This window comes from Polaromonas sp. UBA4122 (genome assembly GCA_002381615.1).
In the GTDB taxonomy this organism is placed as follows: Bacteria; Pseudomonadota; Gammaproteobacteria; order Burkholderiales; family Burkholderiaceae_C; genus Polaromonas.
In genome coordinates, this window is record DFWY01000086.1 from 1 (window position 1) to 14,924 (window position 14,924).

Annotated in this window: 13 protein-coding genes and 1 pseudogene; 10 read left to right on the top strand and 4 right to left on the bottom strand. The window is 56.8% G+C overall.

Annotation, left to right across the window (positions count from 1 at the left end; genetic code table 11):
* Both B3F77_RS11725 and B3F77_RS11730 read right to left on the bottom strand, forming a co-directional pair.
* Positions 1-233: pseudogene (locus B3F77_RS11725) on the bottom strand (IS6 family transposase); the annotation flags it as partial.
* Positions 234-508: 275 nt separating this feature from the next.
* Positions 509-973: a hypothetical protein gene (locus B3F77_RS11730; protein ID WP_293605126.1), complete on the bottom strand. Its 465-nt coding sequence runs from the start codon at positions 971-973 to the stop codon at positions 509-511.
* A 308-nt stretch (positions 974-1,281) separates the two neighbouring features.
* Here B3F77_RS11730 and B3F77_RS11735 point away from each other — a divergent pair, with 308 nt between their 5' ends.
* The 7 genes from B3F77_RS11735 to B3F77_RS11765 all read left to right on the top strand — a co-directional run bounded on the left by B3F77_RS11735 (position 1,282) and on the right by B3F77_RS11765 (position 10,137).
* Positions 1,282-2,034, top strand: a complete 753-nt coding sequence (locus tag B3F77_RS11735; protein ID WP_293605127.1) for a maleate cis-trans isomerase family protein — start codon at positions 1,282-1,284, stop codon at positions 2,032-2,034.
* 121 nt (positions 2,035-2,155) lie between these two features.
* Positions 2,156-3,493: an MFS transporter gene (locus B3F77_RS11740; protein ID WP_293605128.1), complete on the top strand. Its 1,338-nt coding sequence runs from the start codon at positions 2,156-2,158 to the stop codon at positions 3,491-3,493.
* Between the two features lie 134 nt (positions 3,494-3,627).
* Positions 3,628-4,512 carry a LysR family transcriptional regulator gene (locus B3F77_RS11745; protein ID WP_293605129.1) on the top strand — a complete coding sequence of 295 codons (885 nt, stop codon included), beginning with the start codon at positions 3,628-3,630 and terminating at the stop codon, positions 4,510-4,512.
* 222 nt (positions 4,513-4,734) lie between these two features.
* Positions 4,735-5,649: a hydroxymethylglutaryl-CoA lyase gene (locus B3F77_RS11750; protein ID WP_293605130.1), complete on the top strand. Its 915-nt coding sequence runs from the start codon at positions 4,735-4,737 to the stop codon at positions 5,647-5,649.
* Positions 5,650-5,677: 28 nt separating this feature from the next.
* Positions 5,678-6,877 carry a CaiB/BaiF CoA transferase family protein gene (locus B3F77_RS11755; protein ID WP_293605154.1) on the top strand — a complete coding sequence of 400 codons (1,200 nt, stop codon included), beginning with the start codon at positions 5,678-5,680 and terminating at the stop codon, positions 6,875-6,877.
* A gap of 374 nt (positions 6,878-7,251) precedes the next feature.
* Positions 7,252-8,484 carry an MFS transporter gene (locus B3F77_RS11760; protein ID WP_293605131.1) on the top strand — a complete coding sequence of 411 codons (1,233 nt, stop codon included), beginning with the start codon at positions 7,252-7,254 and terminating at the stop codon, positions 8,482-8,484.
* 237 nt (positions 8,485-8,721) lie between these two features.
* Positions 8,722-10,137, top strand: coding sequence for a phospholipase D-like domain-containing protein (locus B3F77_RS11765; protein ID WP_293605132.1), 1,416 nt, complete (start codon positions 8,722-8,724; stop codon positions 10,135-10,137).
* A gap of 158 nt (positions 10,138-10,295) precedes the next feature.
* On the opposite strand, the gene B3F77_RS11770 is transcribed toward B3F77_RS11765, so the two are convergent.
* Positions 10,296-10,595: a cytochrome C gene (locus B3F77_RS11770; protein WP_293605133.1), complete on the bottom strand. Its 300-nt coding sequence runs from the start codon at positions 10,593-10,595 to the stop codon at positions 10,296-10,298.
* Between the two features lie 98 nt (positions 10,596-10,693).
* Between B3F77_RS11770 and B3F77_RS11775 the strand changes: the two genes are divergently transcribed.
* The gene (locus tag B3F77_RS11775) at positions 10,694-11,029 is read left to right on the top strand and encodes a thioredoxin family protein (protein WP_293605134.1); all 336 of its coding nucleotides are present in this window, start codon (positions 10,694-10,696) and stop codon (positions 11,027-11,029) included.
* A gap of 154 nt (positions 11,030-11,183) precedes the next feature.
* Positions 11,184-12,503, top strand: a complete 1,320-nt coding sequence (locus B3F77_RS11780; RefSeq protein ID WP_293605155.1) for an MFS family transporter — start codon at positions 11,184-11,186, stop codon at positions 12,501-12,503.
* Positions 12,504-12,735: 232 nt separating this feature from the next.
* Here the strand turns inward: B3F77_RS11780 and B3F77_RS11785 are convergent, their stop codons facing one another.
* Complete coding sequence (locus B3F77_RS11785) at positions 12,736-13,491, bottom strand: hypothetical protein (protein WP_293605135.1); 756 nt, start codon at positions 13,489-13,491, stop codon at positions 12,736-12,738.
* Positions 13,492-13,730: 239 nt separating this feature from the next.
* Between B3F77_RS11785 and B3F77_RS11790 the strand changes: the two genes are divergently transcribed.
* Complete coding sequence (locus B3F77_RS11790; protein WP_293605136.1) at positions 13,731-14,909, top strand: fumarylacetoacetate hydrolase family protein; 1,179 nt, start codon at positions 13,731-13,733, stop codon at positions 14,907-14,909.
* The last annotated feature ends 15 nt before the right edge of the window (positions 14,910-14,924 follow it).

Genomic DNA, 14,924 nt, shown 5'->3' on the forward strand with positions numbered 1-14,924 from the left:
GTTTCATCCATGCGCCAACTCCCGCCTACTGCACGCTTGTACTTGCGAAACACCTTTTCAAGTATCGGCAGAAACCGGATCGTCCAGCAGTTGATCGAAGAATGGTCGACGAACACGCCTCGCTCTTGCATCATTTCTTCCAGATGGCGATAGCTCAATGGATACGCCGCGTACCAACGGATGCATACCAGAATGACGTCGATTGGGAAGCGCATCCCTTTGGTAGCCAGCATCTCGTTTCAAGCCTTTTCAGTCAAAGCGCTCAGCATAGTCGAGTGGCCGGCTTGACTGTCAACGCGACAGAGCCATGGCCAAGACTTGTTGCTGCCGACCTGATTTTGACCACGCCACCGATATTTGATTGACCAGCTAATTTCGCAGCACGCAAGTAGTGCTCATGCCCTGTTACGTTAGGTTCAGCCTGGTCAACCGATCATCGGCAGTCTGGTCAAAAACTAATTGGCACTTACACCGTGCATACTGGCAATCTACCTTATGCCATCGCCATTCACGATGGCAAGCTCGTTATACATTTCTTTACTGATCCTGTCCCACACGCGATCATCATTTGTAATTTCGGGCTAGCCGCAATTCCTGTTTGTGGAATGACAACAAGTACGAGTGCGGAATAAGTAATATCGCCAATAAGAACGGAATTTCTGATGGAGATCAGAATGGAAGCTGCATGTGTCAATCCTGGTGTTAACCACGTCAACTTCACTATCTGCCAGCAATATCTCACCCTGACAGGGGCTTGGATCACCTGGTTATTTGTTACTCTGGATTCCTTGTCTGGACTGGCATCGGGGCGATGATCGGGTACTTGGTTTACGGTGTTCTTGCCGAGGAAATCGTTCGCGATATTTCTCATCGGCTTGACGGTTATTGTTCCGATATCCCCTATTTCGGCGGAGATTATGCCATTGACCGCCGGTAAGCTCGCATTATCGACGCAGCGTCTTGTTACGCTCAATTGTCTGGCCTCCCCTCCTCATGGTTTTTTGGTGGGTATTTCAGTGGCTTCGGTGCCTGGTCTTCAAAGAATTTCCCGATCAGCATCCGCTCTACCACCTACGGTTTCTGTTTCAACTTCGGCCGTGTCGCTGTTATCGTGGGGATCAAATTGTTACCTGTTCTAATTTTAGTAATCGGTCTTTCCGCGAACATTTCAATGGTATCGATCGCCCATTTTCTGGTAGCCATCATGGTGTTTATGCTTAGGGAAACTAAGAGTACGCAACTGACCAGTGGAAATTAATTTACAACATAAGAAGTCTTGATATGAAAAAATTTCGTATTGGTCAAATTGTTCCCAGCTCAAATACCACCATGGAAACGGAAATTCCAGCGATGCTGCAGGCCCGCTATAACTTGTTTCCAGAAGAGCGTTTTACTTTTCACTCAGCGCGTATGCGGATGATGCACGTAACGCCGGAGGAGTTGAAAAAAATGGATGCCGACAGTGACCGTTGCGCCCTAGAGTTGAGCGACGCGCGTTGTGACGTGCTGGCTTATGCCTGCCTCGTTGCAATCATGTGCCAGGGACCCGGCTACCATCGTGTTTCAGAGAATCGCCTGTCAAAGGTCGTCGCCGGAAACAACGCGCCGACGCCAGTTGTCAGTTCCGCTGGCGCGCTAATCGAGGGCGTCAAAGCCCTTGGGTTAAAAAAAGTGGCGATCATCACCCCGTACATGAAGTCGCTGACGCAGCAGGTGATCGACTACATACAGAGCGAGGATATCGAGGTCACTGACTCGATCAGCCTGGAAGTTTCAGATAACCTCACCGTAGGGAGGTTGGACCCGATGAATCTGATTGACCATGCTAGCCGTCTGGACATCAGCCAGGCGGACGGGGTGGTGTTGTCTGCATGTGTCCAGATGCCGTCACTACAGGCAATCCAAATAGTCGAAGACCGACTGGGCAAGCCGGTGCTGTCGGCCGCTACGTCAACGGCCTATCGGATTCTGAAAGAACTGAAACTTGCACCTATCGTGCCGAACGCTGGATATCTGCTGTCAGGCAAGTTCTAAATCCGCAATGACGTATGACAGGTGCAGAGCTTATCGTCCATTGACATAACCTGTAGTGGTCAATTTTTGAGTTTTTTAGCTAATGCGACACAATCAATCACAAAATGAAGGAGACACTATTTTGAAAACACAAGTTTTGGCGTTAACACCCGCCCCATGGTACGCGGGGCTGACGCCCATGCATTGGCGCGTCTTGCTCAGCTGTTTTTTGGGATGGGTTTTTGATGGTTACGAGGCACTTGCTCTCGTTGTCGTACTGTTCCCCGCCCTACATTCCGTTTTATCTGCAGAACAGATGGCGTCGCCATCGGTGTATGCGGGAATCGTGATCGGCATTACTCTTCTTGGTTGGGGTATTGGCGGCATGGTCGGTGGGATCATGGCCGACTATATCGGTCGCAAGAAGATGATGCTTTGGTCGGTATTTCTGTATGCGTTGTTTTCTGGCCTGACGGCATTTTCACAAACATTTGTACAACTGTGCATCCTGAGATTCATCACCGGCCTAGCCATGGGCAGTGAATGGAGCACGGGCATCTCGCTGCTGGCCGAGACCTGGCCCGAAAAAGCGCGTGCAAAAGGCGCTGGCTTTCTGCAGTCAGGCTTTGGCTGGGGCACGCTCGCTGCGGCGGTCATCTGGTATGCGCTTTCAAGCACCAACCCGCTCGGCTCGGAAACCTGGCGGTTGATGTTTGCGGTCGGTGCTCTGCCTGCATTTTTTGTGCTCTACATCAGACGTGGCGTCGACGAGTCCGCAAAATGGAAACAAGCGGTGCTCGAAAAACGGTGGGGTGCGACCAGTACAGTGAAAGGAACAACGAGTACGAAACGACCGTTTACCCTTAGCCAGTTATTTAGCGAACCCGAAGCACGTCGTCGCACGCTGCTTACCTTTGTGCTATCAGTAGTGACAACGGTTGGCTGGTGGGCAATCTCTAGTTGGTTGCCGACTTACACCGTGGCGATTGCAAAGGCGCAAGGAATTGCCGACGCTGTCGCATGGGGTTCAAAAATCACCATCTATTACACCGCTGGTGCCATCGCCGCCTACATGGTGGCGGGTTTCATTGTGGATACGATCGGTCGCCGCTGGTTTCTTTTCCTCACCTTTCTGGGCTCATTCATCACGACCTACATCACGTACGCAATGACTACGACGGTACAAGAGATGTCCGTGATCGCACCAATTAACGGGTTTTTTACGCTAGGCTGTGCTTACGTATGGATGGCAATTTATCCTGCCGAACTTTTCACCTCGACCGTGCGCTCGACGGCAGTCAGCTTTGTGTTTAACGCGGCGCGCATGGTGGCCTGGGTGTTCCCGATTATTGCAGGCTCAATGATCAAATCCTTTGGTGGTGTGGCCAATGCGGCGCTGACGCTCAGCCTTGTGTATCTGCTTGGTCTGGTGGTGCCATGGTTTTTGCCGGAAACGACCGGACGCGGCATGCCCGACTGAAGTACGGCGCTTTCCGGCCAGAGTCGGACCAAAGATGCCAGTCTGGAAAGCGCTGCTCCAGGAATGCCTTTGTGGCAAAAACAATGCTTGTTGATGCCATCAATTCGCAAACACTAAAGTAGAGTGTTTCCAGTATGAAACTTGATCCATTGTCGCTCCGGCTGTTTGTCAGTGTTGTGGAAGAAGGCACGATTGCCGCCGCAGCAACGCGGGAGCACATTGCCGCCGCTGCGGTCAGCAAGCGTCTCAGCGAGCTAGAAGATCAGCTTAATACGCAACTGCTCACTCGCAGCAACAAGGGTATTACCGTGACGGCGGCCGGCGTCGCGCTACTAAATTTAGCACGTGGCGTACTCAATGATCTGGACAATATAGTGTCGCAGATGCAGGATTTCTCAAGTGGGACACGCGGCTCGGTTCGCGTGCTGGCCAATATTTCGGCGATCACACAGTTCATGCCAGCCGCCCTGCAGTCTTTTCTTGCGAAACATCCGCTGGTGCAGGTAAATCTGCAAGAGAAGGTCAGTACTGCCGTTATCCGTGGCGTTGCCGAAAATATAGCGGATATCGGCATCTTTACCCAGGTTCCATATGGCGACAATCTGGAGGTCCATCGATATAGGAACGATGAGCTCGTTCTGATTGTTCCCGCCAATCATCCTCTGTCCAATCGGAGTTCAGTCTCTTTTGCAGAAACGCTTGATTTTGAATTCGTCGGACTGCATGTCGGTAGCAGCCTGAATTTCCAGATGATCAAAGCTGCGAGTGAATTGGGTCGCTCACTGAAATTGCGAATTCAGGTTACCAGCTACGATGCGCAATGTCTTATGGTTGAAGCTGGCCTTGGCATCGGCCTTTTGCCAAAAATCAGCGTAGATACCTACAACGCCCTGGCGATCAAGACGGTCGGCCTGGATGAGCCTTGGGCTCATCGGCAACTGGATATCTGTGTCCGGTCATATGACTCGCTATCCGTTGCAGCGAAACTGTTGTTCAATCATTTTCAAAGCAATAAATAGGCTTCTAAAGATCTGCCATAACGCACCGCGATGGTGGTATCGCTAGACATTCCTTTACGGTTGGAAGCCATCCCGTCATCATTGAATCGGAGTCGATAGGGCGGTGATCTCTGCAATAGGGCTGCGGAGTTTCTCCTGCATCGAAACCTCAAGCCTGCCTACACTTTATAACGCGGCACGGCATCGAAGTGCCGTTTAGCGCAATAGTGCATGGAGAAAAATATGAATTTACCGAAAATTGTTCGGATCACCGAAGTTGGTCCGAGGGACGGGCTGCAGAACGAATCCCAGAACCTTGCTACCGCGGACAAGATTGCTTTGATCCGGCAACTGGCTGCGGCCGGATGCAAAGAAATAGAAATCACATCGTTTGTCCACCCGAAGGCCATTCCCAATTTGGCCGATGCGGCGGAAGTAGCCGCCGCAACTGCGGATCTGCCGGTTACGCGCTTTGCTCTCATTCCCAACGCCATGGGCTATCAGCGGGCGCATGAAGCCTGTGTAGACGGCATCACGCTGGTGCTATCCGCGACCGACACGCATAACAGGAAAAACCTGAACCGCAGTTGCCAAGAATCGATCAATGAACTGGCGCCACTTGCGGCCCGCGCCAAAGAAGATGGCCTTGCTGCACGCATTTCTATTTCGATGGTCTTCGGTTGCCCGTTTGAAGGCAATCCCGGGCTTGATCGGATTCTTCGCCTGATCGATACCATGGCATACAAAGGGTTTGGTCGCATTGGGCTTTGCGACACCATCGGCATTGCCAATCCGCAGCAGGTATTTGATTGGACCAGTCGGATTCAACGTGAATTTTCCGGCCTCGACCTGGAGCTCCACTTTCACAATACCTATGGCCGCGGCTTGGCGAACGTGATGGCTGGGCTTGAAGCTGGAATCACCAGGTTTGACAGCTGTGTTGGCGGTTTGGGCGGATGTCCGTTCGCGCCTGGTGCCACTGGAAACGTCGCGACGGAAGACCTAGTTTCCCTGCTTGAAGAATCTGGTGTCAAAACTGATCTGGACGTCAACAGCATTCTTGCGGCGTCCGACTTTCTGGCCGGGAAACTGGATAAACGATTGAACAGCAACATATGGCAGGTGCATCAGGCGCAGCGTGCGTTGGCAACTGCCTGAACGAACGGTAAGCAAGGAAGTGACCAATATAAAGAAATCGCCTGGCCCGCTTTCCGGCATCAAAGTTGTGGAAATGGGCACGCTGATTGCTGGCCCGTTTGGCGGACGACTGCTTGCCGAATTTGGCGCGGATGTAATCAAGATCGAAGTACCGCAAAAAGGTGACCCGATTCGCAATTGGCGCGTATTGCACAACGGTACATCCTTGTGGTGGTATGTGCAGTCGCGCAACAAGAAATGCATTACGCTCGATTGCGGTTCGCCGGAAGGGCTGGAAATACTGAAATCCCTGCTCATGGATGCCGACGTCCTGATTGAAAATTTTCGCCCTGGAACGCTTGATAAATGGGGCCTTACCAAGGAAGTTCTGGAAGTAGTCAATCCGAAGCTGATCGTGTCGCGCATATCAGGCTTTGGTCAGACCGGACCTTACAGCAAGCGGGCAGGCTTCGGCGCGATCGGGGAGTCGATGGGTGGCATCCGGTATCTGACGGGTTACCAGGGCCAGGCGCCGACCCGGGTAGGGATCAGCCTTGGCGATTCGGTGGCGGCTCTTTATTCAGTCATCGGTATTCTGATGGCCCTCTACAACCGCGATCTCAACGATGGTGAGGGGCAGGAGATCGACGTCGCGCTATATGAAGCTGTGTTCAGCTTAATGGAAAGCATGGTGCCTGAATACGATCAGAAGCGGGTGATCCGGGAGCGGGCCGGGTCGGTTCTGCCCGGTATTTCACCTTCCAATGTCTATCTGACCAAAGATGGAAAATATGCGGTAATCGCGGCTAATGGCGACGCCATTGTGCAACGTCTGCTGAAGTTGATGGGTCGCGAAGATTTACTGAACGATGCACGGTTTTCGAGCAACGAGCAACGTGTCAGGCACATGGCCTTTATCGATGAATTGATTACAGGTTGGACTAGCACGCTGAGTTTGGCTGAGTGCCTGGATCAGTTGAATGCGCATGGGATTCCGGCCGGGCCAATCTACAGTATCGAGGATATCTTTGGCGATCCGCAATACAAGGCCAGAGACATGATTCTCGATGTTGATCATCCCGAGTTCGGACAACTTAAAGTACCAGGAATCGTCCCGAAACTCAGCAAGACCCCCGGATCCGTGGAATGGCTTGGCCCGAAACTGGGTGAGCATAATGTTGAAGTGCTCAAGGGCATCGGTTTATCGGAACATCAGATCCAGCAGTTGGCGGGAAAAGGAGTGATTTGATCCTCCAAATGGAAGCAATGGCGTCGATTTCCCTTCAATCTGTCACTTCCAAACTGTTGTCACTGGTGCTGTACCAGACCAGCGGCGACTCATTTAACTGCACGCAAATGTGTTTACGACTTTAATTGCCAGGAATTGTGATGTTCTGCGGGAATAGAAGTTGTCGGTGTTGGCGTCGATTCAAGATTGATCAGCTTTCCAATATAGGGACTGACCAGACGTTTTTAGCATGAGGCCATATTTGGTGCGGGCCTTAACGAGTTCGGAGTGGTCAATCCAACATCGGCGCGAACAGCCTTGGCTGCTACGAAGGGGCTGTTCACTACAATGAAGAAGCGTGTTCGCCTGCTGTACCCTGAATCGACCCTAAAGAAATGCCAACACCGCCACCTGGTTTCGTATCGATTCCTGCCTTCACTCGACGCTCCATCCTGTTGCTGTCTTGTGCCACTTTCGCAAGCATGACGACGCAACGTATTTGCGATGCCATGCTCCCCGAGTTGTCGCGCATCTTTGACGCGACCATCGCCCAGACTGCGCAGGTAGTCTCAGTATTTGCCATTGTCTATGGCCTGGCGCAATTGTTCTATGGCCCGTTGGGTGACCGTTACGGCAAGTTTCGTATCGTCACGTTTGCCACCTTGGGGTGCAGTATAGGCAGCATCGTGGCCGCCTTCGCGGACAGTTTGAATTTTCTTATTGTGGCCCGCATCATGGTGGCGATTTGCGCGGCTGCCGTCATTCCGCTATCGCTGGCCTGGATTGGCGATGTGGTGCCCTACGAACAGCGCCAGGAGACGCTGGCCAAGGTTGGGCTTGGTACGACGCTGGGTATCGTGGGCGGCCAGTTAATTGGCGGCCTGCTCACCGACACCTTGGGCTGGCGCTGGGCCTTTGTGTTGATGACGCTGCTTTATGGTGTGGTGGGCGCCCTGCTGTATTCGGATTGGCGCAAGCAGCAACTCTGTAAACCAATCGTGGCCCACGCTGCGACGGCTGATCGCCCGGGTTTTGCGGCGGAGGCGCTGATGATCATGACCGGTCCGTGGTCGCGGATCGTGTTGCTGGTTGCCTGCGTGGAGGGGGCGGCCGGTTTTGGCATTCTGGCCATCACGGCATCGCACCTGCATCAGGTGCTGGGCCTGTCGCTGTCCATGGCCGGCGCGATCGTTGCTCTGTTCGGTCTGGGAGGCATGTTCTATATGGTGGTCGCGAGGCATCTGATCAGACGGCTTGGTGAGCAGGGGCTGACCCTGATAGGCGGCTGCGTGCTGGGCCTGTCGTTCATCATGCTGGGCTTGACACCATGGTGGCAATTGACGCCGATCGCCACCATGGTCGCCGGTTTTGCCTTTTTCATGCTCCACAACACGATGCAGGCCAATGCCACGCAAATGGCACCTGCGGCGCGCGGCACAGCGGTATCGTTGTTTGCGTCCTTCCTTTATTTGGGCCAAGCCATCGGTGTACTGCTAGCGGCCAGCCTGATCGCGCGCGTCGGTTCAGGCACCGTGATTGCAGGAGGTGGCGGCGTGCTCATGGCCGCGGGGATGTTTCTTTCGCAGATGCTACGCCGACGCGAGAGTCTGGCATGGCGGGCGTCTTGATCGACCTGCATGAAACCATGGGGGTTGATTGATGGCCTCAATTGAAATGTTGCAACGTATTCGGGAGTTTCTGACACTCTTTATTTATACGATCAACTATTTTCGAGTAGAACAACGTCATAGGAAGGCAGACCTGTGCACCCTCATTCCTTGCGAACCCGTCCGGCAGCGGCCCCCGGCGGGTCAACCTGACGCGCGGCAGCGCTTGTCCGCAGCCAGACTGATTCGGGATGCGCCATGCTCCATGAACTCCTGACCCGCCATTGGGTCACCTTGCACGGCCTTGTGGCGATGCTGGGTCTTGTCATCTACATCATCGCATCGCGCGCACGACGGCAGCGCCGGCACCCATCAGCGGCCATAGCCTGGGTCGTATCGCTCGCATTGTTGCCCTACCTGGCGCTGCCGCTGTATCTTCTGCTCGGCAGCCGAAAGGTCCCTCGCGACCCCTTGGCGCGACCGACGCCAACGTCGCCCTTCAAGGCCCGCCAGTCCAACGCGCCGGCGGCGAGGTTTCAGCATCTCGCCGCCGCCATGGGCCTTCCGCGCGCATCGTCTTATCAACAACTCGCGATCCATAAAGATGGGCACGACGCCCTTCAAGCGCTTCGGTCCGTGATGGTTGGCGCGACCTGTACCCTGGACCTGTGCACTTTTCTCCTTGGGCGGGACGCGCTGGGCAAAGAGATATCCGAGATTCTGATGCAGCGCGCACAGAATGGCGTGCGGGTGCGACTGCTGATCGACGGCATCGGCGTGTATCTGGGTGGCCGCCCGGACATGAAACGGCTGTCCGCCGCGGGCGTCGAGGTAGCGCTGTTCGTTCCGCCGTTGAGTTCCCCTCTGCCAGGCCGCACCAATCTGCGGAATCACCGGAAGATGGTGATTGCAGATGGCGAGCGGATGTGGTCGGGTGGCCGCAATCTAGCCGCCGAATACTTTATCGGCGAACCGGCCTTGAAGCATCAGAAAACGCCGTGGATCGATTTGAGCTTTGATTTTCGGGGCGGCCTTGCACGACAAGCCCAGGAGCGATTCGATCAGGATTGGACATTCGCGACCCAAGCATCCCGGCGCGATGCACCCCCATCAGTGGTCCCGGCACCTGCCTCCGACGCAACGGGTGCGCAACTGATCGCAAGCGGCCCGGATCAGGCCGACGACACGGTTTACTCACTGCTCATCTCCAGCTGCTTCACCGCACAGACACGGATCATGGCAGTGTCCCCTTATTTCGTGCCGGACGCGACGCTGCTGATGGCGCTGACGCTGGCCGCGCGGCGAGGGATTGCGGTGGATCTGGTGCTGCCATGCCGGTCGAACCATCGGCTGGCCGATATGGCGCGCCATGCGGCTCTGCGCGATATGTCGGCGGCCGGGGCCCGAGTGTGGCTGATCCCTGAAATGATCCATGCCAAGGCAGTCATCATCGACGATGAACTCGCGTTGGCAGGTTCTGCCAATCTCGATGAACGCAGCCTGTTCCTGAACTACGAGCTCATGATTGCCTTTTTTGAGCCCGTTGACGTCCAGCGCTTCGCGCAGTGGATAGAACGCCAGCGTGCGAGCGCGTCGCTGTACCGTGCGCGGCCACCTGGCGTGATGCGTGAATTCGCCGAGGGCCTGATCCGGTGGGTGGCATTCCAACTTTGAGCGGCCCATTCGAGTCAATGGCAGCGTTGGGGTTTGAAGCGACCTGTAGAGCTTGGCTAACCAGCCCGGGCGGCAGGTCTGCCCAGCCGTTCCTGCCTGCAGCGGCTCAAGCCGCCAAGACTGGTGCTTCGAATCCATTGGCCTGTCAATATCCCCGTTCAGGCCGGCGCGGGGTAGCGGTAGTAGAGGGCATTGAGGTATCGCGCAACATCCGCAATGTCTTCATTGCTCCACCGAAGCCCTGAAACTTCCTGCCAGCGGCGTATTTCTGACTGCAGACTTTTCCAGTCGGTGACGAGTTTCTTGTCCCGCCAATGAATCTTGTCGCTGTGGCAGGCAATGCAGTGCGTTGAGTACAGCAATTCACCGCGTGCAGGGTCGCCCATTGGCTGTGCGTCGGCATGAGCGAGACTTCCGAACGAGACGAACAGGACGGCGAGTATCCATCTTCGAAGCATGTCCTTCCCCCTAAGCGTTGCTATCCGGTTCAGTATAGGCCTCGACGCGGGCCTCGTCCTTAAAACCTGTTTGAATAAAAAGGCCTAAGCTCGTCGACATGCAAACCATTGCCACGGCCAACCAACTTGAACAGTTGAAAGCGGGACCCGCTTTGCTGGTCATTTTTGGAGGCGCTCATTGCGGTGTTTGTCAGGTGATCAAGCCCAAGATTGAAAGCTTGATGGCGCAGCATTTCCCGGAAATCGCGCTGGCGCATGTGGACTGTGAGCAGATGCCCGGCATTTGCGCCCAGCACGGCGTTTTCACGCTGCCGGTCGTGAAACTGTTTGTCGAGGGGCAGGTGTGCCTGGAGATGGCGCGTAGCTTCAGCATACAAGAATTGACGTCACAAGTCGATCGCATTTACCGCCTGTGGCAGGACTCGACGCACTGAGCCAGGCCGATGTCCAGTGGATCAGGAAGCTCTGGGCTGCAAGCTGATCCTGAAGGCGGTCATGGACGTGGAAGACGCGGCGCCGACTGACAATGCCGCCCTGTCGTCGACGTACAATGCCGCTCGCTACCACAACACACACAAAAAACGCACCATGAGCACAGCCGCTTCCGCCATCGCACCGGGTTCCGTTCCACACTATACGGCCGCAGAAAAGCGCCACCGCATCTTCTCGATCGTCGCGGCCTCTTCGGGCAACCTGGTCGAGTGGTTCGACTTCTACGTCTACGCCTTCAGTGCGCTTTACTTCGCGCCGGCGTTCTTTCCCAAGTCCGACCCGACCGCACAGCTGCTCAACACGGCGGGCGTGTTCGCGGCCGGCTTTCTGATGCGGCCGATCGGCGGTTGGCTGTTCGGCCGCATCGCCGACCGCCAGGGTCGCAAGACCTCGATGGTGATCTCGGTCACGATGATGTGCGGGGGCTCGCTCTTGATCGCCTGTCTACCGACCTACGCCAGCATCGGCGCCTGGGCACCGTTCCTGTTGCTGGTCGCGCGGCTGTTTCAGGGCCTCTCGGTCGGCGGCGAATACGGCACGACGGCCACCTACATGAGCGAGGTCGCACTGCGCGGCCAGCGCGGTTTCTTCTCGTCGTTCCAGTACGTGACGCTGATCGGCGGCCAGTTGCTGGCGGTGCTGGTGGTTGTCGCACTGCAGCAGCTGTTGAGCAACGACGAGCTCAAGGCTTGGGGCTGGCGCATTCCCTTCGTGATCGGCGCCCTAACGGCAGTGGTCGCGCTCTACTTGCGCCGATCACTCACCGAAACGGCCAGCGCCGAGAGCCGCGCCAACAAGGAGGCCGGCACGATCGCCGGCCTGTTCAAGCACCACAAAGCCGCGTTCTTCACGGTGCTGGGCTACACGGCGGGCGGATCGCTGATTTTCTACACCTTCACCACCTACATGCAGAAGTACCTGGTCAATTCGGCCGGCATGTCGATCAAGACCGCGAGCGGCATTATGACCTTCGCGCTGTTCACCTACATGTGCCTGCAGCCGGTGTTCGGCGCGCTGTCAGACCGCATCGGCCGTCGCAACAATATGCTGCTGTTTGGCGCTCTGGGCGCGCTCGCGACAGTGCCGATCATGACCACGCTAAATCACGTGACCAACCCCTACATCGCCTTTTTGCTGATCATCCTGGCGCTCGTGATCGTGAGCTTCTACACCTCCATCAGCGGCATCGTGAAAGCCGAAATGTTTCCTCCTGAAATTCGCGCGCTCGGCGTCGGTCTGGCTTATGCCGTGGCCAATGCGATCTTCGGCGGCTCGGCGGAATACGTTGCGCTCGGCCTCAAGTCGATCGGCCATGAGTCGGCCTTCTTCTGGTATGTGACCGTGATGATGGTGATTGCCTTCCTTGTCGCCCTGCGGCTGCCGCGCCGGGCGAGTTACCTCCACGACGACCACTAAACAGGTTCAACCTTCGTTCACCCATTGTTCCGGGTAGTGGCGCCCGACATCTTTGGGTGTGACGCCGGGCAGCGTCGCCTCGTATCAGTAGTCCGCCCTGCACAACCCCGCTTTCAGGAACTGGATGCTGAGTTGATCTGAAGGCTGTTGCCAGCGCAGCCAAGGTCGCGATCAGCAATGCGCGGTTTGGTGGACGCTCATTTCGCGCAGCGAAGCCCCGACGCTGCGCCCGCTATGCGTTGAACGCCACCTCAAACCGGGCCAGTCCTGCATAGTCAAATTTCAGCCGGCGCCGCAAGGGCAGGGCCAGCACACCGGCGTAGGAGCCGGTGATGACCGCCTGCCCGGTCTGCAGACTCATGCCGCGTTCGCGCAGGAAATTGGCCAGCCAGTACAGTGGCGCTCGCGGATGGTCATCCGGATGGTGCGCTTGCGCGTTCATTGGCGGCTCGTCTTCAATTTGCCATGTCAGCTCAAATGCAGGCGCTGCGGGCGCCGTCAGGGCTGGCCCGAGCCACAGGCCGCTGTTGACCAGTCCATCGGCCAGCAGCTCCGGGAAGGGAAGGCCCGCGTGGCTGGAGTAGCGGCTGGCGCAGATTTCCAGTGCGGCATGCACGGAGCCCACCGCCGCATCAACCTCCGCCTCGGTGTAGGCGTGCGCGCGCGCTGGCAGGTCATGGGCCAGCACAAAAGCGAGCTCGGGTTCAAGGTTGACCGCATCTTTGGAGGTCACGGCACTCACGGCCGCCCGGCTGATGGAAGGCTGGTAAATTGGCGCGGCGCCCAGTTTGCCGGGGCTTGGCAGGGAAGCCTTCCAGCCGCCGATGGGCTGCCCCAAGCGGCGGGTCACTTCCTGCTGCACTTGCCAGCCGTCCTCCAGGTCAGCCGGGCGGCAAAGCTCGGGCAAGCGCGGGCCCTGCCGCGCGGCCGTCCGTCTTGCTATTAATTCAGTAGCTGCTTGTGCAAGCAGAGCGGGCGTCAGAGGCATATTTTTCTTAAGGTTTTGGTTTGCTGAGGGCCTTCAAGGGAGGGCGTAAGTCTGTTGTCATCAGGCCGTTTGGCTGCTCGCGTTTCAGTGTAGCGCGGGCTTGGCGCAGGCAGCGCCCGGCGGGCGCACTTCGCCTTTGCAGCCTTCGCCTCTTAAGTTGCCTATAGTCCCCTGTAGTATTGGCAGCTTCAGCGTCCTTAAATTTTTCTCTTCACTTCACATTGAACCCTCTCACCATCATGAAAAACTTCCTGAATCTTTCTTCCACCCTGCCTGTTGATGCCGCTGACGCGCTGCTGGTCGGCCGCGTCTGGATAGAGGAAACCGGGCCTGTGCTGGCGCTGGTCAGCGTCGATGGCGTGTTCGACCTTTCCAGCGTGGCGCCCACCGCCAGCCAGTTGCTGGAATTGCCGGATGTAGCCCAAGCCGTGCGTGCTGCCGCACGCTCGTTGCCGCGCCTGGCAGACACGGCCGACGTGCTGGCCAATTCGGCGGCGGGTACGCACAACCCCAAGCTGCCCTGGCTGCTGGCGCCTTGCGACTTGCAGGCGATCAAGGCCTCGGGGGTGACCTTCGTCGCGTCCATGCTCGAGCGGGTGATTGAAGAGCAGGCAGGCGGTGACGCCAGCAAAGCCGAAGCCGTGCGCGCGGCGGTGGTCAGCGTGATCGGCGACAACCTCAGCAGCGTCAAGCCGGGCTCGCCCGAAGCGGCAAAGCTCAAGGACGTGCTGATTGCCCAAGGCGTCTGGTCGCAATACCTTGAAGTCGGCATTGGCCCCGATGCGGAAATTTTTACCAAGAGCCAACCCCTGAGCGCGGTGGGCACGGGCGCCGAAGTGGGCATTCACCCGCACAGCCACTGGAACAACCCGGAACCTGAAATCGTGCTGGCCGTGAATTCGCGCGGCGAGGTGCAGGGAGCGACCCTGGGCAATGACGTCAATCTGCGCGACTTCGAAGGGCGCAGCGCGCTGCTGCTGGGCAAGGCCAAAGACAACAACGCCTCATGTGCGATTGGCCCCTTCATCCGCCTGTTTGACGAGCACTTCAACATCGACCACGTGCGCCGCAGCGATTTGACGATGACGGTGACCGGGCCCGAAGGGTTCGAGATGAAGGGCGGCAGTTCACTGAGCATGATCAGCCGCGACCCGCTGGACCTGGTGGCCCAGGCGATTGGCGCCAATCACCAGTACCCCGATGGCTTCATGCTGTTTCTGGGCACCATGTTTGCGCCCACCCAAGACCGGCACGGCCCCGGTCAGGGCTTCACCCATGTGGTGGGCGACGTGGTAGCGGTCTCAACACCGCAGCTGGGCAGCCTGGTGAACCGCGTCACGACGTCGGACCAGGCCGTGCCCTGGACGTTCGGTATGGCGGCGCTGATGCAAAGCCTGGCGCGCCGCGGCCTGCTTTAAGAAAGAGCGAACCCG